The organism is Humibacter antri, assembly GCF_054777235.1.
Map to the genome: position 1 here is coordinate 52,652 of NZ_BAAHAW010000048.1, position 26,608 is coordinate 79,259.

The 26,608-nt window shown below is 66.7% G+C and carries 20 protein-coding genes and 1 pseudogene; 4 read left to right on the plus strand and 17 right to left on the minus strand.

The features are described from left to right. Positions 1–41 precede the first annotated feature (41 nt). The 3 genes from ACYVDK_RS17230 (at position 42) to ACYVDK_RS17240 (ending at position 3,631) form a co-directional block, all read left to right on the plus strand. A complete protein-coding gene (locus tag ACYVDK_RS17230; protein ID WP_460524035.1) occupies positions 42–638 on the plus strand; it encodes a GNAT family N-acetyltransferase in 597 nt (198 codons plus the stop codon). Between the two features lie 131 nt (positions 639–769). After that, entirely contained in the window at positions 770–2,308 is a 1,539-nt protein-coding gene (locus ACYVDK_RS17235; RefSeq protein ID WP_460524037.1) for a basic amino acid/polyamine antiporter, read from the plus strand. An 84-nt stretch (positions 2,309–2,392) separates the two neighbouring features. Next, a complete protein-coding gene (locus tag ACYVDK_RS17240; protein ID WP_460524039.1) occupies positions 2,393–3,631 on the plus strand; it encodes an arginine deiminase in 1,239 nt (412 codons plus the stop codon). Here the strand turns inward: ACYVDK_RS17240 and ACYVDK_RS17245 are convergent. The 7 genes from ACYVDK_RS17245 to ACYVDK_RS17275 all read right to left on the minus strand — a co-directional run bounded on the left by ACYVDK_RS17245 (position 3,628) and on the right by ACYVDK_RS17275 (position 10,906). Then, the gene (locus tag ACYVDK_RS17245) at positions 3,628–5,028 is read right to left on the minus strand and encodes an alkaline phosphatase family protein (protein WP_460524041.1); all 1,401 of its coding nucleotides are present in this window, start codon (positions 5,026–5,028) and stop codon (positions 3,628–3,630) included. The genes ACYVDK_RS17240 and ACYVDK_RS17245 overlap by 4 nt on opposite strands. A gap of 29 nt (positions 5,029–5,057) precedes the next feature. Continuing rightward, positions 5,058–5,930: a carbohydrate ABC transporter permease gene (locus ACYVDK_RS17250; RefSeq protein WP_460524043.1), complete on the minus strand. Its 873-nt coding sequence runs from the start codon at positions 5,928–5,930 to the stop codon at positions 5,058–5,060. Then, positions 5,927–6,865, minus strand: coding sequence for a carbohydrate ABC transporter permease (locus ACYVDK_RS17255; protein WP_460524045.1), 939 nt, complete (start codon positions 6,863–6,865; stop codon positions 5,927–5,929). The genes ACYVDK_RS17250 and ACYVDK_RS17255 overlap by 4 nt, the downstream gene beginning before the upstream one ends. A 6-nt stretch (positions 6,866–6,871) precedes the next feature. Continuing rightward, positions 6,872–8,197, minus strand: coding sequence for an ABC transporter substrate-binding protein (locus tag ACYVDK_RS17260; protein ID WP_460524047.1), 1,326 nt, complete (start codon positions 8,195–8,197; stop codon positions 6,872–6,874). Positions 8,198–8,252: 55 nt separating this feature from the next. After that, positions 8,253–9,272, minus strand: a complete 1,020-nt coding sequence (locus ACYVDK_RS17265) for a LacI family DNA-binding transcriptional regulator (protein ID WP_460524049.1) — start codon at positions 9,270–9,272, stop codon at positions 8,253–8,255. Positions 9,273–9,453: 181 nt separating this feature from the next. Further along, complete coding sequence (locus ACYVDK_RS17270) at positions 9,454–9,849, minus strand: VOC family protein (RefSeq protein ID WP_460524051.1); 396 nt, start codon at positions 9,847–9,849, stop codon at positions 9,454–9,456. A 64-nt stretch (positions 9,850–9,913) separates the two neighbouring features. After that, positions 9,914–10,906 (minus strand): magnesium transporter CorA family protein, encoded by a 993-nt coding sequence (locus ACYVDK_RS17275; RefSeq protein WP_460524053.1) that lies wholly within the window; start codon positions 10,904–10,906, stop codon positions 9,914–9,916. Between the two features lie 98 nt (positions 10,907–11,004). Between ACYVDK_RS17275 and ACYVDK_RS17280 the strand changes: the two genes are divergently transcribed. Next, the gene (locus ACYVDK_RS17280; protein ID WP_460524055.1) at positions 11,005–11,673 is read left to right on the plus strand and encodes a transmembrane-type terpene cyclase; all 669 of its coding nucleotides are present in this window, start codon (positions 11,005–11,007) and stop codon (positions 11,671–11,673) included. 3 nt (positions 11,674–11,676) lie between these two features. Here ACYVDK_RS17280 and ACYVDK_RS17285 read toward each other — a convergent pair. From ACYVDK_RS17285 to ACYVDK_RS17330, 10 genes and pseudogenes are all read right to left on the minus strand, one after another. Beyond that, a pseudogene (locus ACYVDK_RS17285) lies at positions 11,677–11,840 on the minus strand (aspartate aminotransferase family protein); the annotation flags it as partial. A gap of 3 nt (positions 11,841–11,843) precedes the next feature. Further along, positions 11,844–12,824 (minus strand): formylglycine-generating enzyme family protein, encoded by a 981-nt coding sequence (locus ACYVDK_RS17290; protein WP_460524352.1) that lies wholly within the window; start codon positions 12,822–12,824, stop codon positions 11,844–11,846. Between the two features lie 20 nt (positions 12,825–12,844). Beyond that, the gene (locus tag ACYVDK_RS17295) at positions 12,845–14,593 is read right to left on the minus strand and encodes a sulfatase (protein ID WP_460524057.1); all 1,749 of its coding nucleotides are present in this window, start codon (positions 14,591–14,593) and stop codon (positions 12,845–12,847) included. Positions 14,594–14,665: 72 nt separating this feature from the next. Continuing rightward, positions 14,666–16,171, minus strand: a complete 1,506-nt coding sequence (locus ACYVDK_RS17300) for a glycoside hydrolase family 43 protein (RefSeq protein ID WP_460524059.1) — start codon at positions 16,169–16,171, stop codon at positions 14,666–14,668. After that, entirely contained in the window at positions 16,168–18,669 is a 2,502-nt protein-coding gene (locus ACYVDK_RS17305) for a glycoside hydrolase family 3 protein (protein ID WP_460524061.1), read from the minus strand. Before ACYVDK_RS17305 ends, ACYVDK_RS17300 begins: the two co-directional genes overlap by 4 nt. Next, entirely contained in the window at positions 18,666–21,230 is a 2,565-nt protein-coding gene (locus ACYVDK_RS17310) for a beta-glucosidase family protein (RefSeq protein ID WP_460524063.1), read from the minus strand. The genes ACYVDK_RS17305 and ACYVDK_RS17310 overlap by 4 nt, the downstream gene beginning before the upstream one ends. 83 nt (positions 21,231–21,313) lie before the next feature. Further along, positions 21,314–22,174, minus strand: coding sequence for an ABC transporter ATP-binding protein (locus ACYVDK_RS17315; RefSeq protein ID WP_460524065.1), 861 nt, complete (start codon positions 22,172–22,174; stop codon positions 21,314–21,316). Further along, positions 22,171–24,018, minus strand: a complete 1,848-nt coding sequence (locus ACYVDK_RS17320; protein WP_460524067.1) for a dipeptide/oligopeptide/nickel ABC transporter permease/ATP-binding protein — start codon at positions 24,016–24,018, stop codon at positions 22,171–22,173. The genes ACYVDK_RS17315 and ACYVDK_RS17320 overlap by 4 nt, the downstream gene beginning before the upstream one ends. Then, positions 24,015–24,956, minus strand: a complete 942-nt coding sequence (locus tag ACYVDK_RS17325) for an ABC transporter permease (protein WP_460524069.1) — start codon at positions 24,954–24,956, stop codon at positions 24,015–24,017. Before ACYVDK_RS17325 ends, ACYVDK_RS17320 begins: the two co-directional genes overlap by 4 nt. A gap of 68 nt (positions 24,957–25,024) precedes the next feature. Then, positions 25,025–26,557: a periplasmic substrate-binding domain-containing protein gene (locus ACYVDK_RS17330; protein WP_460524071.1), complete on the minus strand. Its 1,533-nt coding sequence runs from the start codon at positions 26,555–26,557 to the stop codon at positions 25,025–25,027. Positions 26,558–26,608: the final 51 nt, after the last annotated feature.

Sequence of the window (26,608 nt, forward strand, 5' to 3'; positions counted from 1 at the left end):
GCAGTTCAAACACCCCTGGGCACAGGAACTACCCTGACCGCATGGCCAAACGCATCCCGCTGGAGGGCGCCGACATCGAGGTGCTCCCGGCCTTCGAGCACTGGGACGGCTTCTACGACGTCATCGGCGTGAAGAAACCCGGCGGTCGGGGGTGCTGGTGCATGTCGTACCGCGACACGAGCGTTGCCGACCGCGGCGCCTATATGAAGGCGGAATGCGAACGCGATCCCGGCCCAGGCGTGCTGGCCTACGTCGACGGCGCGCCGGCGGGATGGTGCTCCATCGCGCCCCGCTCCACCTATCGCAGGCTGATGAACTCGCGCACCATTCCGTTCGTCGACGACGAGGATGCCTGGTCCGCCGTCTGCTTCGTGGTCAAGCCCGCGTATCGCGGCCAGGGTCTGATGAACACGCTTCTGGACGGCGCTGTCCGGCACGCGCGCGAGCACGGAGCGCGCGTCGTCGAGGGATACCCGATCGAGGTGTCGGGTGCCCCTGGCGAGGGACGGGTCGACATCATCTCCGGCTACGTCGGCACCACGACGCTGTTCGAGCGTGCCGGATTCGATCGCGCGACGAAGACCACAGCGCACAGCGGCGGCCGGGATCGCTGGGTCATGCGCAAGAGCCTCGTGTAGCCGACCCGGCGGGTGCACGCGGCGCGATGGTCAGGCATCCGTCACGATCTCACCCGGTATGGGCCTGACGGGTTCACCTCGCGCGGTGCGAGCATGCGGTTGCGCACATTCGATGATCGCGAGGATCGCACGTGACGACATCCGGCACTGCAACGGAATCAGCATCAGAAGAGGCCAAGGCCAGCAAGCTCAGCCTTCCGGCGCTCACCGCCATGGTGATCGGGTCGATGGTGGGCGCCGGCGTGTTCCAGCTGCCTGCCCGCTTCGCGACGCAGACGGGCGTCGTCGGGGCTCTCATCGCGTGGGGCATCGCCGGGCTCGGGATGCTCACCCTCGCGCTGGTGTTCCAGGCCCTCGCCAACCGCAAACCCAAGCTCGACAACGGCGTCTACGTGTACGCCCGCGAGGGGTTCGGCGTGTACCCGGGGTTCCTTTCCGCGGTCGGATACTGGGGCTCCGCCTGCGCAGGCAACGCCTTCTACTGGATTCTGATCATGACCACGATCAGCCAGCTATTCCCCGATCTGAAGCCCGTGCTGGGCGAGGGCGACACCTGGGTGGCGTTCATCATCTCGGCGGCCGCCGTGTGGGCGTTCTTCCTGCTGATCCGCCAGGGGGTGAAGGAGGCCGCGGCGATCAACGCCATCGTGACGATCGCGAAGCTGGTGCCGCTCGCGTTGTTCCTGGTGCTGGTGATCTTCTTCTTCAAGCCGGATGTCTTCATCGCGAACATGACGGGCGGATACAACCTCCCCGGCGGCGACACCCTGTTCAGCCAGGTGCAGGGAACCATGCTCGTGACCGTTTTCGTCTTCCTCGGCATCGAGGGCGCCAGCGTCTACTCCCGGCACGCGAAGAAGCGTTCCGATGTGGGGAGGGCGACGGTGATCGGATTCCTGTCGGTGCTGGCGCTGTTCGCCAGCGTGTCGATCCTGTCGTACGGCATCCTGCCGAAAGCGGAGATCGCGAAGCTGCCGCAGCCGTCGGTCGGCAGCGTGCTCGAAGCCGCGGTCGGCCCCTGGGGCGGTGCCGTCATCCGGATCGGCCTCATCATCTCGGTGCTCGGCGCGTACCTGGCGTGGCAGCTGCTGGCCGCCGACGTGGTGTTCGCGGCGGCCACCGACAAGGACATGCCGAAGTACTTCGGCCGGCTCAACAAGCACGGCGCACCGGCGAACGCCGTGCTGTGGACGTCGATCCTGGTGACCCTGATCCTGTTCGTCGTACAGTTCCTGCACAACGCGCTCGACTTCACGCTCGACCTCACGGCGGCGCTGTCCCTGGCCCCTTATGCACTGGCGAGCGGATACGCCGTGAAGATCGCGATCCAACGCGACGGATACCAGGTGGCCGAGAAGGGCCGCCGAGTCCGCGAGCTGGTGATCGCGATCATCTCCACGGTGTACACGCTCTTCCTCGTGTGGGCAGCGGGCGTGGTGTTCATGTTCCTCGCGGGCATCCTTCTCGCCCCGGCGTCGCTGCTGTACTACTTCGCGAGGCGGGAGCAACGCGCCAAGGCCCTCCCCGGCGACACGGTCCCCGTGTTCACCAAGCCGGGATGGGTGGTGTTCATCGTGCTGGTCGTGTTCGCGATCGTGGGCATCGTGCTGCTCGCGACCGGCGTCGTGCAGGTCGCCCCGCCGGCACCCGTCGACTACTACGACCACTGATGTCGGGCATCCGCTCGCACACCGGATGAGCGGATGCCTGGACTTACCGACTCAACAGAAGAGAACGAGAGCAAGGAGCTCCTGATGCCCAATCAGTCCTATGGCGTGCACTCCGAGGTGGGAAAGCTCAACAAGGTGCTGGTGTGTCGGCCCGGGCTCGCGCATGAACGCCTCACGCCGAGCAACAACGACGACCTGCTGTTCGACGATGTGCTGTGGGTGCACAACGCCAAGCGCGACCACCACGACTTCGTGCTGAAACTCGAGTCCCGCGGGGTCGAGGTGGTCGAGTTGCACGACCTGCTCGTGCAGACCCTCGCGGTGCCGGGCGCGAAGTCCTGGCTGCTCGACCGCAAGATCACGGCGAACGAGGTGGGCCTGGGACTCGTGGCCGACACGAGGGCGTTCCTGGACTCGCTGGATGACGCGACTCTCGCCGAGTACCTCATCGGCGGGCTCTCCACTCGCGACCTGCCCGACGACTTCCGGCCGTCGTACATCTCGTTGGCCAGGGAGTCCACCGGCGTGAACGAGTACCTCATGCCTCCGCTGCCGAACACGCTGTACACGCGCGACACCACATGCTGGATCTACGGCGGCCTCACGATGAACCCGTTGTACTGGCCGGCCCGGCACGACGAGACGCTACTGATGAAGGCGATCTACGACTTCCACCCGGACTTCACGGGCAGCACGGTGTGGTGGGGTGATCCCGAGCGCAACTGGGGCCAGGCCACGCTCGAGGGTGGCGACGTGATGCCGATCGGCAATGGCGCGGTGCTCGTCGGCATGAGCGAGCGCACGTCCCGGCAAGCCATCACGCAGCTGGCCGCGGAGCTGTTCGAGGCGGATGCCGCATCCCGTGTCGTCGTCGCCGGCATGCCGAAGCTTCGCGCGGCGATGCACCTCGACACGGTTTTCACCTTCGCCGACCGTGACTTGGCGACTTACTACCCCGACATCGTCGATGGCATCCAGCCCTTCTCGCTGCGGCCGGCCGACGATGGTTCGGTGGAGGTCACCGAGGAGAAGGACTCCTTCGTCGACGTGGTGGCCGACTCGCTCGGCCTCGCCAAGCTGCGCACCGTCGAGCCCGGAGGCGGCTGGTACGCCGGCGAGCGCCAGCAGTGGGACAGCGGCAACAACGCGGTGGCCGTGGAACCGGGAGTCGTGTTCACATACGACCGCAACACTCACGTGAACACGTTGCTGCGCAAGGCGGGCGTCGAGGTCATCACGATCGTCGGAGCGGAACTCGGTCGCGGCCGCGGCGGCGGGCACTGCATGACGTGCCCGATCTCCCGCGACGCGGTGGAGTTCTAGCCGGCGCCGCCCGCCGCCCGCCGGGGTTGATGCCCGAAACGGGTCGCCTCGATCGGGTGTGTGCGGGCGGTGGTGTCAGGCGTGCGCGTGCCCTGAACCCTCACGACCAGACGGATCTCGGTCTCGGTTCCTTCCAGCGTTCTGATCTGCTCGATCAGCTTCGCGCGGAGTTCGGCGGCGACCCCGTCGAACGCCGCCTCATGGATCAGGTTGTGCAGTTCGTAGGGGTCGGCATCGAGGTCGTACAGCGCGTCCTCTTCATACCAGGACGAGGAAGCGGAGTGCATGCCATCGTCGCCTGGAACGACCACGGAGTACTTCCAGCGTGCCGTGCGGAGGGCACGGCCCAGCTGGGATTCGCTGACCTGAATCAGCACGCTGTCCCGCCACGGCTCGGCGCCCTCCCTGCGGTCCACCAACGGGAGTAGCGAGCGGCCATGCAGCTGCGATGTGTCGACCCCCGCCATCTCGAAGAGCGTCGCGGGCAGGTCGACCGTGCTGACGAGTTCGCTGTGCCGACCTCCCGCGGTGAACGGGCCGCCGTGCAGCACGAACGGCACGCGAATGGATGCCTCGTGGCAGGAACGCTTGTACTCGGCGTTGCGTGTCTTGAAGTGCGAACCGTGGTCGGAGGTGACGACGACGACCGTGTCATCGAGCAGGCCGAGGCTCTTGAGCGCGTCGTTGATGCGCCCGATGCACTCGTCCAGCCGCTTGACCTGTCCGTAGTAGCCCCCGAGGTGTGCGGCCGAGGTGCCGCCGAGAGTCTCGAGGTCCGGCGGCATCCAACGCCCCGTGTACTGCTCGGCGTAGCCGTCGGGCGCCGGATAGTCGTCTCGTTCGTTCTGGTGATGGGGCTCGAGGAACGAGCTGAAGAGCATGAACGGGCGATCGTGATTGTCCGCGATGAACCGGATGATGGCATCCGCCAGCGCGTCCGCACGGTACCCGGGAAGCCGGACCGGCTCGCAGTCCTCGTCCCAGACGATCGTGCGGTACTCGTCCGAGCTGAACTCCAGCAGGTCAGCGGCAAGCCAACTCCGATATCCACCTCGGTGCTCCGCCGTCACCGGGTCCTCGTCGGCCAGGTGCCACTTGCCGATGTAACCCGTCTGGTACCCCGCGTCATTGAACGCCCCTGCGATGGTCTTCGCGTCGACGGCGAGAGGGATGCCGTTGACATGCACTCCGGTAGAAGTGGGCATGAGGCCGGTCTGCAGGGCCGACCGAGCGGGCGCGCACACCGGATTCGGTGTGAAGGCGTTCTCGAAGTGCGTGCCGTGCTGCGCCATCCTGTCGATGTTCGGCGTCAGTCCGAGCGGATTGCCGTGCACCCCTAGCGTGTCGAATCGCTGCTGGTCGGTGAGGAACACCAGGACGTTCGGTTTGCCGGCCACTGGCCCGCCTTTCTGGTCGTGAGCCGTTGTCATTTGATTCCGGAGAGGGCGATGCCTCGAACGAGATACTTCTGGGTGAAGAGGAACAGTGCGCAGATGGGCACGAACAGCAGCAGCGATGCCATCGCCGTCAGGTTCCACTGCGTGAACGACTCCTTGTTGAAGAGCGGCAAGGCGATGGTGATCACCCTCATCTGCTCGGTCGAGGTGGCGATGAGCGGCCAGATGAACTCGTTCATCTGGAACACGAACGAGAACAGCCCGAGCACGGCGAGCGCGGGCTTCGTCTGCGGAAGCACGATGTTCCAGTAGATGCGCCATTCGGATGCCCCGTCGACATGAGCTGCTTCGCCCAGCTCATTGGGCACGGAGAGCATGTACTGCCGCATGAGGAAGATGCCGAAGGCATCCATCAGAAAGGGGACGACGAGCCCCTGATAGGTGTTCAGCCAGCCCAGGTTGCTGAACATGACGTAGAGCGGGAGCATGCGCACGAAGAACGGGATCATCATGGTGGCGAGGATCGCGGTGAAGATCGTTCGCTTGAACGGAAAGTCGAACTTCGCGAAGACGTAACCGACCATCGGGTCGAACACCAGGTGCGCGATCGTGATGAGTCCGGCCACGATGAGGCTGTTCAGCAGAAAGCGTCCGAACGGCGCCGCATCGAACACTCGCACGATGTTGATCCACTGCGGGCTGCTCGGGACCAGGACGGCCTGGCCGCCCTGCACCTCCGCGTCCGACTGGAACGCGAGCGAGATCATGTACAGCAGCGGGATGACGCACGCCAGGGCGAGCAGTATCGCCACGACATAGCTGACCACCGTGGCACCCGGGAAGAGCCGGTCGTCGAGGCGAGAACGGGAACGCCGTGCACGCTGCGGAATCGCGGCGGTCATACGAGGTCCTTCCGTCGCCCGATTCGCATCTGGATGAACGAGAGAATCAGGATGAAGATGAGCAACAGGAAGGCCATGGCCGACGCGTATCCGATGTCTTGGTTGGTGAACGTCTCCTGATAGACCTGGAACACGAACAACGCGGTGGCGTTTCCGGGTCCGCCGTTCGTGACGATGTAGGGCAGCCCGAACTGCTGCATCGAACTGATGACACCGACCAGAAGCACGAAGAACGTCGTGGGCGCGAGAAGCGGCAACGTGATTCGCCGAAATCGGGCCCACACCCCCGCGCCGTCGATCTTCGCGGCCTCGTAGACCTCCTCCGGGATGGCCTGCAGCCCGGCCAGGAAGAGCATCATCACGTATCCGCTCTCCTGCCAGACCGTGATGCCGATCAGTGTCTGCAGCGGCGCCGTGTTCAACCACTCCTGACCGGGGAGCCCTACCTGCTTCAGGATCGTGTTCAGGATTCCCACGCTCGGGTCCAGGATGTTGCGCCAGAGCAGACCGACGATCGCGATCGAGGTCATGTAGGGCACGAGGATCATCGTGCGCAGAACCACCCGGCCGCGAAGCTTCTGGTTGAGGACCACGGCGAGCGCCAGGCCGACGATGATGCTGCCGACAAGGCTTCCCGCCGCGTACTCGAGCGTGACGAAGAACGAGTGGATGACCACCGGATCGGTGAGCGCCCGGACGTAGTTGTGCATGCCGACGGGCACGGGGTTGGTGAGTCCCGAGGTGAAGCTCGTCAGGAGCTCGTTGAACAGTGGATAGAAAAACATGCAGGCGAAGAAGACGACCGCGGGGATGAGGAACAGGTACGCGGTGATGATCTGCTTGCGCCTGATGGGGGTGATGCGCCTGCCCGCGCCTCTGGCAGACGAGGGCGGCTTGCCCTTGCCCACCGCCTGGATGGAATCGACGAGAGTCACGGCGGCCTACACGTACGACTGAACTGTGTTCTGGAATGTCGCCATCGCATCGTTCACAGCGGTCTGCTGAGACACGATCTGCTGGTACATCGTGGTGTAGGCGGTGCCGATGGTCGCGATGTTGTTGTTCTGCGCGAGCGGCTTGTCTGTTGCTACCGCCAGCGGCAGGGACTTCGCGACGACACTCAGCAGCGGATCGTTCTTCACCTTCGGGTTCTCCGCCCACGAACGGCGCGGCATCGTCATGCCGGTCTCCTCGGTCACGGCGAGCTCGGTGCTCAGCTTCGTCATCTCCTTCATCAGCTCCCAGGCGAGGTCGGCGTTCTGCGACTTCGCCGGGATCATGAGGCCCGAACCGGCGAGTGTCGCCGCCTGGTTCTTCCCGGTGAGGGGAGCGGAGAGTCCCAGTTCGATGTCTGGGCTGCCCGTCTTGATCGGGCTGAGATCCCACGGTCCGCTGAGGATCATCGCGGACTGCTTCGCAGAGAACATCTTCTGCGGCCCGGAGTAGGTCGTGCTGGCCACCGGCGCCGGTGAGGACTTGTATTTGTACACCATGTCCTGCTGCAAACCGAACGACTTGGAGGCGGCCGCGGCGGGCGTGAGGAACTTCTTGGAGTCCGGCGAGTAGTAGCTCGCACCCGACTGGAGCAGCCACGGCAAGGAGTAGCTCGCGTCCTGGTTCAGCGCGGCACCGTAGATTCCGCCACCGGTGAGCGTCTTGCACGCTTCGGTGAACTCGTCCCATGACTTCGGGGCAGACAGGCTCGCCTTGTCGAGCATCGCCTTGTTGTAGAAGATGAGCCCGTTGCAGGTGAGGTGAAGCGGCACGGCGTACGTGTGCCCGCCGGCTTGCCGAACCTCGACACCGGACTTCACGAAGTCGCTGGGAAACCCGATCGCCTTTCCGTCTTTTGCGATGTAGTCATCCAGGGCCAGGATGTTGCCTGCGGTGCCCCAGCGCACGCTCCACCAGGAGCCGTTCTCCTCGCAGAGGTCGGGCACGTCGCCCGAGAGGAAATCGGCGGTCAGCTTGGTCTGGAGATCCGGCCACTGCTGCGGGTTGACCGTGATCTTGATCTTGTGCTCCTTCTCGAAGCGGGCGAAGAGATCGGTATAGGTCTTGTAGATGTGGCCCGCGTTCATGTAGATCACGAGCTCTTTCCCGGTGCGGGGTCCGGTGACCGCGCCCTTCGTCTTCGTCGGTTCGGCCGGCTTGTTCAGCCCTACGGAGCATCCGGCCAACAAAGTCGCAGAGGCGAGCGAGACGCCTCCGATCCCTGCGGCTTTCAGGAGCGAACGGCGCGAGACACCATTGTTCAACTGGTTCACTGTGCTTCCTTCGATCGTGGCGCTGCTGTGCGCCTTGTGGGGGTGTTCGGGTCGGTCAGGCGGATGCTCGAACGAATCGCGTCCAGGGCAGAGAGAGGCTGACGCACTGCGTCTCGGGCTCATCGATGCGCAGAAGCATGTGGTCGAAGATCGCGGCGAAGTCCCCGTCGGGAATGCCGAGGCTCGTCAACTCCGGTACGGTGCTTCGGCCCTCGGACGTGTTCCCGCAGCCGATCACCGCAAGATCGTCCGGCACCCGTACGCCGGCGTGCTGCGCAGCCCAGATGGCGGAGACGGCGCCTCGATCGCTGAACGAGATCAGTGCGTCGGGCGCTTCCGCGGTCGAGAGCAAGGCGACGACTTCGGCATACGCGGCCTGTCTGCTGTCGGCGCACGTGACGACTCGCGGGGCGAGGCCGGCGACGCGCATTCCGTCGAGATAGCCCTGCTTGCGCAGGTTGGCGTCGATGGATGGGCCGCTCGAGTACTCGAAGTCGAGGAACGCGATGCGACGTCGCCCCGAATCGACGAGGTAGCGCACTGCATCGGCCAGCGCCTCCCGCTGGAACTCCTGCACGACGTCTGCACGGTCGGCGGTGATGTTCTCGCTGAAGACCGTGATCGGGATACCGCTCTCCGCGGCGTAGCCGATCAGCTTCTCGTTCTCCGCGTCGTCGCAGTTCGCGATCAACGCGTCCAGATAGCCGCGAGCCAGGGCGCGCTGCACCGATTCGGTCGCGTTCGGTGCGAAAGGAATCTGCACGAGGCTGTAGTCGTGCTCGGCGAAGTGCCCCATGGCCCTGGCCGAGAACGCGTCGAACCAGGGTGTGACCGGCGGCACGTACGCCACTCCGATGATCTCCGAGCGCTGACGACGCAATGCGCGGGCCCGATGGTTGATCACGTAGCCGAGCTCTGCCGCAGCCTGTTCGACCCGGCGGCGGGTCTCTTCGGGAAACGACTTCTTGCGAGACTCCTTGCCGCTGAGCAGGTAGGACACCGTCGAGATCGAGACGTCAGCCACGCGAGCGACATCGGCCTGCGTTGGACGGGTTCGTGTGTTGAGCACAGTCATACGATTGACTAATCAGATCGATCTGTCAATCGTTTGACTGAATTTGCGTGCGGCAATTCCGCGGAGGAGCGGTTGAGTGGGGTCACGCGGGTGGGGTCACGCTGCCGGGGTCACGCCGGTGGGGTCACGCTGGCAACGACGCGTCGGCGGGTCGAGTGGGCGGGGTCGCGCGGAACACCCGCTACAGGCGCGCCTCGGGAATCGTCGGCTCGAAGAGCTCTACCGCATTTCCCGACGGGTCATCGATCAGGATCTGCCTGCCGCCGATGCCGTCGATGATGTCGCTGCGCATCCGCACGCCCTGATCGCGCAGACGAGCGACGAGCGCGTCAAGGTCATCCACTTCGAGCGCGAAGCGATTCCACCCGCCGGGCCGGGGCACCGTGCCGTCCGGCATGGCCGCGCCGCCGCCCGCGGCACCGCTCGGTGCACTCAGCACCAGCCTGAGCTCGCCACGCGACAACATGGCGAACGGGGGTGCCGGATGCATGACCAGCTCGAATCCGAGTCGGTCGACGTAGAACACGATCGCCTCGTCGACATCGTCGACGATGTACCGCACGCTCACTGAAGGCATCCGGCTCACCTCCGGTCGGCTCAGGACGCGACCGACGGTACCCGGCCGTTGATACCAGCGTCGGTCATCCGTCGGAGCGAGTCCAGCCCTTGTGATGGAACCACCACCACATCAGGCACGCCGAGGCGACCATCGTGCCCAGGCCGAGAAGGAGGAACGCCAACGGCCCGACGAGAACGTGCCCGACCTCCCAGCTGAAGTTCATGCCGAAGAACCCGGTCAGAAAGCTCAACGGCAGAAAGATCGAGGCGATGATCGCCAGCTGCTTCGATGTCTCGCCCTGTTTGTTCGCCACCGTCGAGAGGTAGAGGTCGGTGCAGCTCGCGACCATCTCGTGGTACGAGTCCAGTTCGTCGCAGATGCGGATCAGGTGGTCGTAGATGTCTCGGAAGTAGTCGTGACTGTCGGGCTCGAGTCCCGCGAGGTCGGTGATGACCTCGATCTCGCGCGCGAAGACATCCCGCATCGGCACCACGGCCTTGCGCAGTCGAAGGAGCAACCGCTTCAACCGGAACGTCTCCGCGAGCTCGCGACGGCCGGCCCCGGAGACGATGGCGTCTTCGAGGTCGTTGATCTCCTCGTCGAGGTCGCCGAGCATCGGAAAGTAGCTGTCCACGACGACGTCGATGATCTTGTAGACGTAGTACCGCTCCGTCTTCGGGGAGCTGCTGCGAGTGAACTGCTCGCGGAGCCCGAGCAGCTCGGCGTACGGGTTGCGGTGCAGGGTGACGATGAAGTCGCCGCTCAAGTGGCAGTGCACCTCTTCGAGCGGATGCTGATTCTCGTCTTCCGGTACCGACTCGACGCCGCCCTGCAGCACCAGCAGCGCCGTGTCGCCGTACGTGTCGAGCTTCGCCCGCTGCCCGAACTTGACACTGTCTTCGACGGCGAGCGGATGCAGTCCGAGCAGTGTGCCGAGGTGCTCGACCTGCTCCTTGCTCGGGTCGGAGAGGTCGAGCCAGAAGAACTCCTGCTTCTGCCGCGACTCGTGAATCAGTGCGTCGTCGATGGAGTCGAGGATGCGCATGGGGCTCCGCTGATAGATGGTGGTGGGCATCCGTCAGCGTAGCTGCGTGATGCCGGCAACGACGCCGCCTCCCGACCAGACCGAGGAGCCTGCGCAATAGCATCGGAGGCGAAGAGGACGGAGGACGCATGTCGCCGACTGCCATGGTTCTGACGCTCGTCAGCGGTGTCGCCTGGACGGTCGTGTACATCGACGCGATCCGCATCGGGTTCCGGTTCCGCACCTACGCGATGCCCGTGGCGGCGCTGTCGCTGAACCTCGCATGGGAGCTCAGCAACGCGGTCGCCAGCGTGGTCGACGGGGTGCCCGAACAGGGAGTCGTCGGCATGGTGTGGGGCGGCCTCGACATCGTGATCGCCGTCACGTTCTTTCGTTACGGCCGCGCCGAGCTGCCCTCGTTCGTGACACGGCCGCTGTTCATCGGCTGGGGCGTGCTGATCTTCGCGGTGGGCTTCGCGTGCCAGTGGCTGTTCTTCGCGAAGTTCGGCCTGGGGCTGGGCGGCGGGTACACCGCGTTCCTGCAGAACGTGCTGATGTCGGGCCTGTTCATCGCGATGTTCGCCTCGCGGCGAGGCGCCCGCGGGCAGAGTCTCACGATCGCGGTGGCGAAGTGGGTGGGAACCCTCGCGCCCACAGTGCAGTACGCACTCTCCACCGGACACGGGTTCGTCGTGGGGCTCGGCATCGTCTGCGGCGTGCTCGACCTGACCTACATCGCCCTTCTGCTCTGGGCACGCCGAAAGCCGCAGCTCTTCGAGCAGCAGCACGCTCCCGACCGCGCGCTTCGGCGGGGATGACGACATGCGCCCGGACGCCTCCGTGAGCACCCCGCGCAGGATGTCGCGGATCTGCGCGAACTCGCTCGGCCCGCTCGTGAGCGGGGTGACAGCTGGATGACACGGTCTCCGCGGTCATCCGCTCGGCAGTACAGTCCGGCGTGCATCAACGCCTTGGCGCATTCGCCTGTCTAGTCGATCACCACGGCTCCGGCGGTGCGGAATCCTGCGTTGCCCATGGACGAGTCCGGCGTGTTCGAAGAACGTGCCGAGTTGCGGTAGCGGTTGCAGTACGACTCATGGCAGAGGTACGACCCTCCGCGCAGAACACGAGTCTCGCCGCCTTCCGGTCCGCGCGGGTTCGCGTCTGGCGAGTGGGCATAGTAGTTCGGGCTGTACCGATCGGAGCACCATTCCCAGACGTTGCCGACCGTCTGCCAGAGTCCGTACCCGTTCGGGGCGAAGCTGCGAACGGGTGCCGTCGTGAGGAACCCGTCGTCGAGCGTGTTCGACAGCGGAAATCGGCCCTGCCAGATGTTCGCCCGCCACGATCCGTCGTGTTCGGTGAGCTCGTCGCCCCACGGGTAGCGGTGACCTTCAAGCCCTCCGCGGGAGGCTCGCTCCCACTCGGCTTCCGTGGGTAGTCGGCGGCCGGCCCAGGCGCAGTAGGCATTCGCGTCGTTCCAGCTGATGTGCACGACGGGGTGGTCGTGGAGTCCGCCGAGTTCGGACCGGGAGCCGCCCGGGTGGCGCCAGTCGGCACCTCGCACGCCCCACCACCACGGCGTGGAGTCCGCCCGGCTGATGATGTCGCTCGCGTGTGCTTGCACAGCGAGGTGGAACACGGCCGAGAAGCCGAATTCTTCGGCCTCGGTGCGGTAGCCGGTGTCGTCGACGAACCGGCCGAAGTCTGCATTCGTGACCGCCGTCACGTCGATTTCGAACGCATCCATGGCAACGAGGTGCGCGGGTGTCTCTCCGTCGGCTCGATTCTCGTCACCGTTGACGTCTCCCATGAGGAAGGCGCCGGAAGGGATCAGCGCCTGCGCGATCTCGTGGCGCCCGGGTGGGTATGTGTTCGCGTGTCTGTGCCGCATGGGCTCGGACACAGCGCGACCGCGCGCATCGGTCTGCTCGCGACTCGGCGCACAGCATCTCACTTCGTGCTCCATCACGGGCTACCGATCACCTCTCAATCTTCCGCCCGGGATGCCAGTTCTTCGGCGATGGTTCGAAGGTTATGCATGCTGATCGCGCCTGCACGGGCCAACCCGATCAGACTCAGCCCCGGTAGCGATGCGATCTGCTCCGTGTTGACGAGCCACGGGAGTTCGCGTTCGAGCACAGCTCGTACAGATTCCAGCATCAACAGCCGGGCAACCGGAGTCGTGAGAAGGTCGCGTTCCGGCAGCGTGTCGAGTTCGATGAGCGGCTCGGCGATCTCGCGTGCACGATCCGCGTCGAGTCGTGCGCGAAGGTGCTTGTGGCCGGGTCTCCCGTCGCTGGGTAGGCCGAGCCGTTCGAATTGGCTAGCGGGCGCGTCATTGTCGCGCATCAGAGTGGCCAGAAGCCGTAGCATCCGCAACTCGATGTCGTCGTCGATGATCGGGTCGCTCTGGTGCGGATCGGTTTCAAGGTCCCACAGCAGTGTGCCGTGCTGCCACGGGTTCATGCGCAAACCTTGGACGCGAACCTGAATCGTGCGCAGCCCCTTCGTGAACGAAAACGCGGCTGCGGGTTCCCACCCCGTCAGTTCGGCGACCGAGAAGCGGCCTCGCATGTGTGTCGGCATGAGCGTGAACTCATCGAGCGGCTCGTTCTCGCGTGACACCGCAGCACGCATGTAGACGTACCTGCCGTCTGTGACGTTGACGTGGCCGCCGTGGATTCCGAAGAGAACCCCGGGGCGTTCGTTCTCCGGCTCGGCGGGCGTCTGCGCGGCGAGGTCGGTACCTTGCATGTCTTCGGTGGGCGTCAGGCCGAAAAAGCGCAGCACGGTCGGGGCGATGTCGATGGTCTGGGCCAGGTCCCCCCGGCGTTCGTCCCGCCCTCCGGAGCGCGGGTCCCACAAGAACATCGGCAGATGAACGAGTTCGTTGAACCATGGCTGCACGGATTTCGCCCACCAGCCGTGCTCGCCGAGAAGGAATCCGTGGTCGGTGTTGACCAGCAGCATCGTGTCGTCCCACATGTCGTGCGCGTCCATGAAGTCCAGCACACGTCCCAGCGACCGATCGCACATGGAGACCAACGCCGCGTACTCGTATCGGGCGTGCTCGACCTGCCGTTCGGGCTCGACGACCTTCGAGTATTGCGGCCAGTCGAATTCGGGCCCGTCGTAGTCGTGCGGGTACAGGTCCTTGTACTGCTGCTGCGTGAAGAACGGCTCGTGCGGGTCGAACATCTCGATCTGCAGGAGCCACTGGTCGCTGTCGACGTTGGTCTCAAGAAAGTGCAGGCCGGCGTCGACCGTGCGGGTTTGAGAGTGCTCCGCCTCGGTCGTCACGTAGCTGCGATTCACCTGGTCCTGCAGGCGCGAGGACTGTGCGTCGACGCCGACGACGCCCTTCCACGGGTCGCCCTCCTGGCCGCGGAAGAACTCCCAGGTGCTGTAGCGCGTGTGGTAGGTGGCGCCACCGTCTTCCCAGTAGTGCGGATGATCGGACACGAGGTGGGTGTGAACACCCGACCGCTTCAGCATCTCGGGCATGGAATCGTCGAACGGCTCCAGCGGCCCCCAGCCGCGATGCAGAAAGTTGTAGCGGCCGGTGTGCATCTCACGTCGTGCGGGCATGCACGGCATGGACCCCGCGTAGAAGTTGTCGAAGGTCACCGTCTTCTGTGCCAGCCTGGCGAAATTCGGGGCATCCACGAACGTGTCGGCGTAGGGCGGCAGCATGTGCCGATTGAGACTGTCGAACATGACGATGATGGCTTTCATGACCATCCTCTCGATGGGAACGATGGGATGAGGAAGGGGCACGGCGGGAAGGGAAGAGGCGCCTGCCTCCTGTCAGCTGTTGTCGCCCTGGTAGTCGAACCAGTCGACGGCGATCGTGCCGCGCGCGGCGTAGACGCCGATCACGCGGCCGGTGAAGCTCGTCGCCACCTCCATCGACAGGTACCGCGCATCCACAGTGGCCAGAATGTGCTCCTCGCCACCCAGCACGTAGCCGAGCTGGATGCCATCGCACGACGCGATGCTCAGCCCCGCCTCTTTCGCCGGCACCGAGCGAAGGAGCAATTGCACCTCGGCGCCCTCGAACGACACGGCCTGCTCGTTGACGAAACCGGGGATCACGGCGCGTGCGATGATCCGCCCGCCACCGGCTTCGACCTCGTAGTGGAAGCCCTCGGCGTACCGCACGACCAAGCCGCCGACGCCCTCGGAGACATCGAGCTTCGCCATCGTGGTCATCGTGTGGTGCAGCTGGCGGCGACCGATGAAGTCGGGCCGCGTGCGATACATGCCGCCCTCCTCGCCGGCTCGTAGTACAGCCCAGCCCGCCCGCTCGGAGAGCGAGGCGATGTCGCCCGTAAAGCGTCGCACCCCGATCCAGGCGTCGTCGAAGGATGCCGCGTCGAACTCGTCGCGGAACCCGAAGGCGGGGCGCGGGTTCAGCTCGACCTTGTCGAAAACGGGCCAGCCATTCTCCCACCGCACCGTCGTGACGAACGTCTCACGCCCCAGCGCACCGAACATCTGGCTCGCGCCGCGGGCGCGCACGCCGAGCAGCACGATCAGCCACTGACCGTCGGGGCCCACGACGAGGTCGCCGTGCCCGGTGTTCTGCACCGGCAGGTCGGTTCCGCGAGCCGTGAGCAACGGGTTGCCGGGCGCCGAGGCGAACGGGCCCATCGGCGAGTCACCGCGGGCGATGCTCACGGAGTGCCCGCGTTCAGTGCCGCCCTCGGCGATCAACAGGTACCAGTGCCCGTCGTGCTGGTAGAGATGCGGCGCCTCGGGGAACTTGCCGCCGGTGCCCGACCACATCGAGCGCACCGGCTCCGCCGCCCGGTGGGTGGCCAGGTCGACCCGGAACTGTGCGATGCCCTGGTGACCGGTCATGCCTGTCGTGTCGGTCAGCAGACCGGAATAGGTGATGTAGCAGGTGCCCGCCTCATCCCAGGCGATGTCGGGGTCGATGCCGTTGACGGGGATGCCGTCGACGTCGAGAACGACATCCCCGTCGCTCCACGGACCGGCAGCATCCTGCGCCGTGTAGTGCACCATGCCGCGACCCATCACGTCGGTCACGATGAGGTGGAACTCGCCGTCGTGGTGACGCAGTGTCGGCGCGTAGACGCCGGTGACGGTCGGGCTGTTCTCGACGTCGACCTGGCCGGGGCGAGCGGCGACGTTGCCGATCTGCGTCCACGTGATGAAATCGCGCGAGTGGTAGATCGGCATGCCCGGCAGGTATTCGAACGTGGAGGTGGCCAGGTAGTAGTCATCGCCGACCTTCACGACGCTCGGGTCGGGGTTGAAGCCGGGGATCAGCGGGTTGGGAAGGTTCATGCGAGGGTTTCTTCGTCCTTGATCTGCGAGAGGGAAACGGGGGGGGGCTGCGAGAGGGAAACGGGTGTGCCGAGCACGCGGCCCTCCGGCACGACGCGCACAGCGCCGGTGAGCATGAACGACGCTGTCGACGCGAGCTCGCCGGCGCTGAGTCCGGCCGAGAGCGTCATGCGGCCCGGCTCTACGATGCGGGTGTAGTCGACGCCGGTGAACGACAGGCGGTCGGTGTGCAACTCGAACGCGACCTGCCGGGATTCGCCCGCCCCGAGCGCGACACGGGCGTATCCGACCAGGCGGTGCGTCGGCTGCTGCACCTGGGCCGCGGCATCCGTGAGATAGAGCTGCACGACGGTGGCGCCGGCACGGTCGCCCGTGTTGGAGACGCGCACCGACGCGGTGATCGAGCCGTCTGTCGGCACCTCATCGGCACTGAGAACGAGTTCTCCGACCTCGAAGCCGGTGTACGACAGGCCGTGGCCGAACGGGTACAGCGGGGTCGGGTTGGCCGTCGAGACGAAGTGCCGCTTCTCCATTCGCCCGCCCAGGTACGTGCGGGTCTGGTGCTGCGTGCGCGGAATCTGCACGGGCAGGTGCCCCGACGGGTTCACCTCACCGGTGAGCACGCGGGCAAGCGCCGGGCCGCCCTCGACGCCGGGGAAGAACGCCTGGATCATCGCGCCGGCGCGCTCAGCGTATTCGCCCAATGCATACGGGCGACCGGAGACGACGATCACGACCACCGGGGTGCCCGTGGCGAGCACCGCCTCCAGCAGCGCATGCTGGCGGCCGGGAAGCCGCAACGACTCCACATCGCAACCCTCTCCGGAGGTGCCGCCGCCGAACATGCCGGCGATGTCGCCGACGCACACCACGGCGACGTCGGCGTCGGATGCCGCAGCCGCTGCTTGCACAATCCCCTCGGCTCCCGGGTCGACGATCTCGTGCGGGCGCAGTGCCAGGGGCTGCGGCGGACGGAGCGCTTCGAAGGGCACGCCGGGAGCGTAGCTGACGTCGAAGACCGCGGCGAGCGCTTCGCGGATCGTGGTGATCGGCATTCCGACCCGATCGCCGTCACCGCGAAAGCCGGGGCCGGCGTGGTTGGGGAAGGCGTAGCAGCCCAGATGAGCACGGCCGAAGTCGGCGGTGGGTCCGATGACCGCGACGCGGATGCCCGGCGCCAACGGGAGAAGGGGAGCCGCGGCATCCGATACCGGGTTCGACAGCAGCACGATGGACTCCTCGGCGAGACGCCGGGCGAGGTCGCGGTTGCGGGGGCTGTCGACGTCGAGGGTCGGGTCGCCTGTGGCATCCGGGTCGTAGTCCGCGTCGAGCAGACCGCGCTGCACCTTGTGGGTGAGCACCCGGCGCACGGCACGGTCGACGAGCGCCTCGTCGAGACGTCCGTCAGCGACCAGCTCGGCGAGGCCGTAATAGCAGGAGGTGTCGGGGAGTTCGACGTCCATGCCCGCGGCGAGTGCGAGCATCCCCGCCTCGTCGGCGTCCGCGGCGATGAAGTTGTCGAAGACGAGGTTGGCGACGGCGTTGTAGTCCGCGCTGACTGTGCCCTCGAAGCCCCAGCGCCCGCGCAGCACATCGGTGAGGAGCCATTTCGAGGCGGCGGGCATCTCGCCGTCGAGAGCCGCGTAGGAGTTCATCACGGATGCCGCACCGGCCTCGCGGATCGCCATCTCGAACGGCGGCATGTGCACGTCTTCGAGCTCGCGGCGCCCGATCGACACCGACGCATGGTTGCGTCCGCTCAGGGATGCGGCATGACCGGCGAAATGCTTCAGGGTCGCCAGCACTCCCCCCGACTGCACGCCGCGCACGTAGGCCGCGCCCATCGTGGAGACCAGGTACGGGTCTTCGCCGTAGCACTCCTCGCAACGGCCCCAGCGGTAGTCGGCGATCACATCGATGACGGGTGCGAGCACCTGGTCGACGCCGGCCCGCGCGAGGTCGTCGCCGATCGCGCTCGCTACTTGTTCCGCCAGCTCGGGGTCGAAGGTCGCACCCCATGCCAGCGAGGTCGGGTAGGCGGTGGCTCCCCAGGTGAGGAATCCGGTCTGCGCTTCCTCGTGCACGAGCGCGGGGATGTCGTGGGGTGAGTTCTCCCTGACCCGGTGCTGCCAGTTGCGGGTGTTCGCGCATCCGTCTGCCGCAGTCTGCGGCCAGCCGCCGTAGCCGCGGGCGACGTGCCCGACCCCCAGGGCGATGCGCTCCTGAAGGGTGGCACGGTTGGCCAGGTCGGTCTCCAGTCCGGGTGCGGGCTGGTAGTCGATACGCTCGCCCGCGATCGTCTGCTTGGGTCCCTTGGGCCAGACGGAGCCCAGCTGAGCGACCTTCTCGTGAAGGCTCAGGTCGGCCAGGAGCGCTTCGACCCGCTCCGCGACGGAGCGTGTCTTGTCGGTCCAGATCATGTCTTCACTCCCGGGATGCGTCGCCGCTCTGGTTCCGTCATCGGCGCCGCCGACGCCGCCCGCGATGACGGTGTTCATGCCGCGAACTCTCCGTCGTCCGCGAGGTACAACGCAGCGCGCAGCGGCAGCTCGATCACCGACGTTCCGACCGAGAGCTCGTAGGCTCCGGGCTCGTATGCCCATCCGCCGTCGCCGGACCAGTACGCCAGATCCCGCTTGCGCACCACGACGTCTGCCGTTTCGGAGGCGCCCGGCTGCGCGTGCACCGTCGCGAACCCGACGAGCCAGCGCTCCGGCCGCACGACGGCCGAGTCTCGGCGGCTCGCGTAGACCTGCACGACCTGCTTTCCGGAGCGTTCGCCCGTGTTGGTGAGGCGAACGGCGACGGATGCCTCCGCCTCACGGGTCGCGGTGGTGACGGCATCCAGCGACCAGGTGGTGTAGCCGAGGCCGTGCCCGAACGGATACGCCGGCTCGGTGTCGTGCCCGAGCCACGCCCGGTAACCGATCGCGATGCCTTCGGCGTAGTCGAGCAGACCGGCCTCGGGCGTCACGTGGCTCACGGGGGCATCCTCGAGCTGTGCGGGCCAGGTGGTGGCGAGCCTGCCGCCGGGCTCGACGGCGCCGCAGAGCACGTCGGAGACTGCCGCACCGAACTCCTGCCCGCCGAAGTGGCCGTGCACGATCGCCGCGACGCGCGATCGCCACGGCATGGCCACCGGCGCACCCGAGTTGACCACGACGACGGTGTGCGGGTTGACGGCGGCCACCGCCGCGACGACCTCGTCCTGTCGACCCGGCAGCGCGAGACCGGTGCGGTCGAAGCCCTCGGACTCGACCCGCGAATTGGTTCCGGCCACCACGAGCACGACGTCGGCGGCAGCAGCCGCCTCGACGGCCTCGGCGATCAACCGCTCGGGGTCGTCGGCCATGGGAGCAAGGCCGAAGGTCGCCTGCAAGGCGTTGCCGGGAACGCCGCCGCCTGCCGCGAGGTCGTACTCGACGACGATCTCGACAGGCCGGCCGGCGACGACGGCCACCGAGCCGACCGCGCTGTCCGAGACCGCGAACGAGGCGCCGAGGTCGCCGAATGGCACCACCGGCGGCACGTCGTCGACGATCAGCTCGCCGGCCACACGGATCGTGGTCGGGCGCGAGCTCGCGTAGCCGAAGCGCAGGCATCCGGTGGTCGGTGGCGTGTAGGTCAGCCGCAGCCGCAGCCCGGCCGACGACGCGATCGGCGCCGCGCCGCCGAAGTAGACGAGCGCGGTCGAGCGGCGGTGTTCCGTGTACGTGATCTCGCCGGCCGCGTCGAGGAACTCGACGACGACGCCGGGCTCCCCTGTCACCGGGTCGGTCATCTCGGCCAGCGGCAGCGGTTGGATGCCCTCGTTGATGAGGGCCCCCGGTGCGTAGTCGACGCGCGCGGCGGGGAACGCCCGCTCGACCGCCTCGAGCGGCGAGACGACCCGCTCGGGCAGCACTGTCGTGCTTCCGCCGCCCTGGATGCGCGCGTCTCGGGCGTTCTGCCCGATCACGGCGATGCTGCGGATGCCCCGCTCGGGCGTCCACGGCAGCTCGCCCTCGTTGCGCAGCAGCACGATTCCGGCGGCGGCTGCCTCGCGAGCGAATGCTGCACCAGCGAAGGCCGCACCGTCGACCACTGCACCGTCGAAGGCTGCACTGTCGGAGGCTGCGCTCTCGAGGTCTGCGCGATCCGCATCGGCCGAACGGACCGTCGCGGTCGTCCGCGTCTTGATGCCGGATGCCGTGGAAGGCGCGAGCGCACCGACCCGCTGCGCAAGCGCGAGCATCCGCAACACCTTGTCGTCGATCGCCTGCGCCGCGATGCGCCCGTCGCGAACCGCTTCGACGAGGGCTGCCCCCCACGGACCGCGCGGCCCAGGCATGGCGAGGTCTTGCCCCGCGGCCGCGGCATCCAGAGAACGAACCCCTGTCCAGTCGCTGACCACGACACCGTCGAACCCCCACTCGCTTTTCAGCGGGTTCTCCAGCAACTCGTTCTCGGTCATCGTCGCGCCGTTGACGCCGTTGTAGGCGCTCATCACCGTCCACGCGCCGGCCTCGGCAACGATGCGCTCGAACGGAGCCAGATAGAGCTCGCGCAGCGCCCGCTCGTCGACTCTCACGTCGACAGTGAAGCGCTCCGTCTCGGAGTCGTTGGCGACGTAGTGCTTGGGGCTCGCGGCGACCCCGTTCCTCTGCAGACCTCTCACATACGCTGCGCCCAGCACACCGGTCAGAAGCGGGTCCTCGCTGAACGCCTCGAACGTGCGCCCGCCTATCGGCGTGCGGTGCAGGTTGACGGTCGGGCCGAGCACGACGTCGACTCCTTTGCGCACGGCCTCGGTCGCCACTGCCTGGCCATAGCGCTCAGCGAGCTCCGGGTCCCACGATGCGGCCAGCGCGGTCGCGGACGGCAGGCTGAGCGACGGGTCCCTTTCGTCCCACACCGGCCCGCGCACACCGGCCGGCCCGTCGGAGAACACCATCGAGCGCAGTCCGATCCGTTCGATCGGCACCGTCGACCAGAAGTCCCGTCCGGTGAGGAGTCCCACCTTCTCTTCGAGCGTGAGCTCAGCGAGCAGGCTCTGCAGTGTGCGATGAGGAACGGTCATGACTACTCTCGGTTCGGTGCGTGCGATAGGTCGACGGGCTTACCGGTGCGCAATGGGTGCGGCAGTGACGGGCAGGCGGCAGCTCAGTTCAGGCTTAGTGCAGGTTCGTCGGTCGATGTCACGTCGAGGAGCGCGCGCCGCGCCGCCCGGCGCTCCGCCTGACGGTCGGGGTCGGGAACGGGTGCCGCCATGAAGAGCCGCCTGGTGTACGGATGCTCCGGCCTGGCAGTGACCTGGTCGCCGTCGCCGGTCTCGACGAGACCTCCGCGATACATCACGGCCACCCGGTGCGAGATGTGCCGCACCACGGCCAGGTCGTGCGAGATGAACAGATAGGCGACGCCGGTGCGCTCCTGGATCTCGATGAAAAGGTCGAGCACCTTGGCCTGGGTCGACAGGTCGAGTGCCGAGACCGGCTCGTCGCATACGATCAGGCGCGGGTCGAGGGCGAGCGCGCGAGCGATGGCGATCCGCTGCCGCTGTCCTCCGGAGAACTCGCGCGGCGTACGGTCGGCGGCTCCGGTGGGGAGCGCGACGCGGTCGAGCAGGTCGGCGACCTTCGCGCGCGCCGCTGCACGCGACATCCCGCGCGCCCGGAGCGGTTCGGTGAGGATCTGCGCGACGGTCATCGCCGGATTCAGTGACGAGTACGGATCTTGGAACACCACTTGGATATCGGCCGCGAGCGCGCGGCGCTCGCGACGACCGAGATGCGTGATGTCTCGGCCGTCGAACTCGACGCGCCCGCTGGTGATCTTGGCCAGGCCGAGCACGGCTCGACCGAGAGTGGTCTTGCCCGATCCCGACTCGCCGACGAGCCCCATAGTCTCCCCCGCGCGCACGTCGAGCGTGACGGAGTCGAGCGCTTTGAAGGGCTCGGCGCGGAATCCGGCGCGCGGATACGTGACGTCGACGTCGACGATGTCGAGCAGCTTCTCGGTCATCGGACCTCCTCCAGGCCTGAAGCGACGAGTTCGCCTCTGCTCGGTCCGCCGTCGAGGATGGCCGAGAGCAGGGACTGCGTGTACGGGTGCTCGGGTGCGCCGAGGATGCGCCTGACCGAGCCGCTCTCCACGATGACCCCGGACTGCATGACGGAAACCCGGTCGCACAGGTCGGCGACGACGCCGAAGTTGTGCGTCACGAGCAGCATCGCCATGCCGCGCTCGGCTTGCAGCTCGCGCAGCAGATCAAGCACCTCGGCCTGCACCGTCACATCGAGTGCGGTCGTCGGCTCGTCGGCGATCACCAGCTGAGGGTCGGTGGAGATGGCCCCTGCGATCAGCACCCGCTGCGCCATGCCGCCGGAGATCTCGTGCGGATACGACTGGAAGGTGCGCTTGGGATCGGGGATTCCCACCCGCTCCAGCAGCCCGAGCGCACGTTCCTTCGCGGCGGCCCGACTCAGCCCGACCGTGACGCGCAGCGGCTCCATGAGCTGGCTCCCGATGGTGAACGACGGGTCGAGGTTCGGCTGGGGTTCCTGCGGAATGTAGGCGATCCGCGTGCCGCGCACCGCATCCAGCTGCCGGTCGTTGAGGGCGCGAAGATCTGCCTCTTCGAACTGCAGTGAGCCGCCGAGCACCCGCCCGCCCTTGGGCAGCAGCCCGAGCACGGCGAACGCGGTCTGCGTCTTGCCGGATCCGGATTCGCCGATCAGACCGTGCACCTCCCCCGGTCGCACGGCGAGGTCCACGCCGTGCACCACCTCGATCACCGAGCCGTCGGCCTGGTCGTATCCGATGCGAAGACCCGCGACGCGAAGGAGCGGCGCGGGTCCGTTCGCCGAAGACGTGTGCGCGAGCACGGGCGCAACCATTGTCGTTGTCGAAACCGACGCGCCCACCGCTGCCGTCTCTGTGGCGGCCTCGCCGACCCCGGCGGTCGAGGCGCCACCGACCGGTTTCATGGAGCGCGGCCTGCCCTTCGACCGGCGCGGCCGGCGGGTCGTTCCCCCGGCATTGCCTGCGGTCTCGTCGCGGATCACGTTGGCCAGCAGAATAAGGCTCAGGCTCGTGATGCCGATCGCCAGCGCCGGCCAGAGGATCATCATGGGCGCGCGATACATGTTCGTGAAGCCCTCGTTGAGCATGGATCCCCAGGTGACGGTGGTGATGTCGCCCAGGCCGAGGAACTCGAGGCCCGACTGGATGCCGATCGCGATGCCGACGATCATGGCCGTCTGGATGATGACGGGCGCCTTCACCACTGACAGGATGTGCCGCCCGATGATCCGGGTGTCGCCGAGCCCCGAGACGCGCGCGGCATCCACATACAACTCGTCACGCACCGCGCGCACCGACGCGTACACCAACCTGAAGTACGCGGGCGCGATCAGCAGCCCCAGGATGGCCATGGACGACCACACCGACGGCCCGAGCACCGCGCGCGCCGCGAGCAGCACGATGATGCCGGGCAGCGCCATCACCAGGCTGGTCACCCACGACGCCACCCCGTCGAACCAGCGGCCGTAGTAGCCGGCGATCAGGCCGGTGACGACGCCGACGACGAGTGCGATCACCACACCGAGGAGGGCTGCCGCGATACTGGTCTGCGTAGCGGCCAGGAGCCGGGAGAAGATGTCGCGGCCGGCGCTGTCGCCGCCGAGCAGGAACTGCGACGACGGCGGCGCGAAGATGGTGTTCAGCGAGGCGGCGTTCGGATCGTGCGGCGCCAGCAGGCGGCCGAAGATCGCGACGAAGGCCACGACGATGAGGATCGCGGCGGAGACGGCGCCGGTCGGCGACCTGAAGACGCGCCGCGCCAGCGAGGGGGTCGAGCTGCTCATGAGAGCCTCGCTTTCGGGTTGAGCGCCGCCTGGGCGAGGTCGATGACCAGATTCACGACGACCACGATGATGGCGGTCACGGTGACCACGCCCATCACGACGGGGATGTCTCCCTGCGTCGTCGACTGCACGGCGAGCTGGCCGATGCCGGGAAGCGCGAACACCTGCTCGACGATGACGGCACCACCGAGCAGACCGATGAACTGCAGTGCGAGAACGGCAAGTGCCGGGCCGCCGGCGTTCCTCAGCACGTGCTTGTAGACGACCCTGTTGAAGGGAAGCCCACGACTGCGCAGCGTGCGCACGTAGTCCCGGCCGAGCGCGTCGATGACCGAACCCCGTACCTGCTGGGCGACGGAGGCGATGGCGCCGATCGACAGCGCGATCACGGGCAGTGTGACGGATGCCAGCCATCCGGCGACCGAGGTCGTGATCGGTATGTAGCCGGTCGCCTTGAACCAGTGCAGACCCACGGCGAACGCGAGCACGAGACCGACAGCGATCAGGAACCCGGGGATCGCGAACCCGAGGATGGAGAGGAACTGGACGAGCCGGTCGGTCCATCCGCCGCGCACGGCGGCGAACACTCCCAGCACGATGGCGAGGATCGCCGAGAGGATCGTGGCGCCCGTCACGATCGTGAGGGTCACGGTCAACCGTTCGCTGATGCTCACCGACACGAGCTGACCGGTGAACCACGAGCGGCCGAGGTTGCCGGTGAGCGCTCCCGTGAACCAGTCGAGGTACTGGGTCAGCGGCGGGGAGGTGAGCCCGAGCTGTTCGGCCTTCAGGTGCACGGCCTCCGGCGATGCGTCTTGACCGAGGATTCTCCTGGCGATGTCGCCGCCGCCGAGATAGAGCAGTACGAACGACACCGATGTGACGACGAAGAGCAGGACGACGCCCGAGACCAGGCGCCTTACGACATAACCGAGCACGATCGTTCCTTGAAAGCGATGGGGACGGGGTGGGGGACCGCGCCGGGTGAGACGCGGTCCCCCCACGGTCACGACTTGGGAGTGAAGTCGTAGAGGTTGGGGTAGGCGTTCGTGGACATCATCGTGACGGAGGTGTGCGCATCCGTCGCGTAGTTGCCCTGAACGCGGTACCACGGGGCGAACCACGCCTGGTCGACGATGTAGGCGTTCAGCGAACGTGCCGCCTTCGCCTGCGCCGCCTCGTCTCCGTTCTGGAAGTCGCCGATCAGCTTCGCAACCGTCGGGTCGGTGGAGTGGAACGGGTTGAAGGTGGCCTTCGGCGCGATCATCGACTGGATGACGTTCCAGTCGTTGACCTGACCCAGCGACATGAAGGTGGCCGGATACTTCGGCGCGAGCATGTCGGCGATGAAGTTGTTGCCCGTGTCGACCGGCTTGACGGTGATGCCGATCGCCGACAACTGCTGCTGCACGATCGTGTAAACCGAGCCGAGCGCGGCCGAGTTGGGCATCTCGATCGTGAATCCGTTGGCGTACCCGGCCTCGGCGAGAAGCGACTTCGCCTTCTTGACGTCGTACGGATACTTCGACTCGAGCGACTTGTCGTAACCGTGGGAGCTCGCGGGGAAGACCTGATCAGTCGCCTCACCCGCGCCCTGCTGCACCGCCTTCAGCAGCGCCTTGCGGTCGAACGCGCAGTTGATCGCCTGGCGAACCTTGACGTTGCCGAGCGCGGGGCTCATCGAGCCCGAACGGTCGAACAGGAGCAGTCCCTGGAAGTCGAGCGAGTTCGTCTCCACGGTCCAGCCGGCCGCCTTCGTGGGGGCGATCAGCGTGTTGTTCGCGAGGGTCGTTCCGTTCAGCTCCCCTGCCTTGATCGCGTTCAGGTTCGCGGTGGCATCCGAGAGCACGTTGATCGTCAGCTTCGAGTAGTGCTGCACCGACGGGTTCCAGTAGTTCTTGTTCTTGGTGAACACGTAGCTGGTGCCGGTGACGGTGTCCTTCGTGTCGAGCACGTAGGGCCCGGTTCCGTCGGGGTTCGTCGCCAGGTCCTTGTTGTCGAAGGACTTCGGGCTCTGCACGAGTCCGGCCACCTCTGTCAGGGCGCGGAGCAGCCCGGGGTCGGTGGCATCCAGGTGCAGTACGACGGTGGACGTCCCCGACGTCGTGACCGACTTCACCGTCGAGAGGTCGTTGGACTTGACGGTGGCGGCGTCGCCGGAGATGTAGCGGTCGAGGTTCGCCTTGACCGCCTCGGCGTTCAGCGTGGATCCGTCGCTGAACTTCACACCCGTGCGCAGGCTCAGAGTCAGTTGCGTGCGGTCGGCGTTGTAGGAGTACTTGGTGGCGAGGAAAGGCTTGATCGCGCCGTCCGAGGTCTCGAGCAACAGGGTGTCGTAGACCGCTTGGTAGTAGATCGAGTAGTTGCCCCACCCGGCTCCCTGCGCGTCGAACGTGGTCGGCGCCGCGACGTCGCCGAGAACGAGCGTTCCCCCCGTGTCTGCACTGTGTTCCGACGCCCCGCTGTTGGCTGCGGAGCATCCGGTCAGTGCAAGCGCGGAGATGGCGAGAACCGCTGCCGCACCCTTCCATCGGAACATCTTTGGTCCCTTTCGCTTGGTGAGCGGCTCGCCTCTTGAGTCGCTCGCTGC

What these genes read in the sequence shown, in the direction of transcription:
- ACYVDK_RS17330 (WP_460524071.1), bottom strand. Translation starts at nt 26,557, where the DNA reads ATGTTCCGATGGAAGGGTGCGGCAGCGGTTCTCGCCATCTCCGCGCTT.
- ACYVDK_RS17315 (WP_460524065.1), bottom strand. Translation starts at nt 22,174, where the DNA reads ATGACCGAGAAGCTGCTCGACATCGTCGACGTCGACGTCACGTATCCG.
- ACYVDK_RS17265 (WP_460524049.1), bottom strand. Translation starts at nt 9,272, where the DNA reads ATGACTGTGCTCAACACACGAACCCGTCCAACGCAGGCCGATGTCGCT.
- ACYVDK_RS17280 (WP_460524055.1), top strand. Translation starts at nt 11,005, where the DNA reads ATGTCGCCGACTGCCATGGTTCTGACGCTCGTCAGCGGTGTCGCCTGG.
- ACYVDK_RS17250 (WP_460524043.1), bottom strand. Translation starts at nt 5,930, where the DNA reads ATGACCGCCGCGATTCCGCAGCGTGCACGGCGTTCCCGTTCTCGCCTC.
- ACYVDK_RS17240 (WP_460524039.1), top strand. Translation starts at nt 2,393, where the DNA reads ATGCCCAATCAGTCCTATGGCGTGCACTCCGAGGTGGGAAAGCTCAAC.
- ACYVDK_RS17305 (WP_460524061.1), bottom strand. Translation starts at nt 18,669, where the DNA reads ATGAACACCGTCATCGCGGGCGGCGTCGGCGGCGCCGATGACGGAACC.
- ACYVDK_RS17270 (WP_460524051.1), bottom strand. Translation starts at nt 9,849, where the DNA reads ATGCCTTCAGTGAGCGTGCGGTACATCGTCGACGATGTCGACGAGGCG.
- ACYVDK_RS17290 (WP_460524352.1), bottom strand. Translation starts at nt 12,824, where the DNA reads ATGGAGCACGAAGTGAGATGCTGTGCGCCGAGTCGCGAGCAGACCGAT.
- ACYVDK_RS17275 (WP_460524053.1), bottom strand. Translation starts at nt 10,906, where the DNA reads ATGCCCACCACCATCTATCAGCGGAGCCCCATGCGCATCCTCGACTCC.
- ACYVDK_RS17310 (WP_460524063.1), bottom strand. Translation starts at nt 21,230, where the DNA reads ATGACCGTTCCTCATCGCACACTGCAGAGCCTGCTCGCTGAGCTCACG.
- ACYVDK_RS17300 (WP_460524059.1), bottom strand. Translation starts at nt 16,171, where the DNA reads ATGAACCTTCCCAACCCGCTGATCCCCGGCTTCAACCCCGACCCGAGC.
- ACYVDK_RS17295 (WP_460524057.1), bottom strand. Translation starts at nt 14,593, where the DNA reads ATGAAAGCCATCATCGTCATGTTCGACAGTCTCAATCGGCACATGCTG.
- ACYVDK_RS17320 (WP_460524067.1), bottom strand. Translation starts at nt 24,018, where the DNA reads ATGAGCAGCTCGACCCCCTCGCTGGCGCGGCGCGTCTTCAGGTCGCCG.
- ACYVDK_RS17230 (WP_460524035.1), top strand. Translation starts at nt 42, where the DNA reads ATGGCCAAACGCATCCCGCTGGAGGGCGCCGACATCGAGGTGCTCCCG.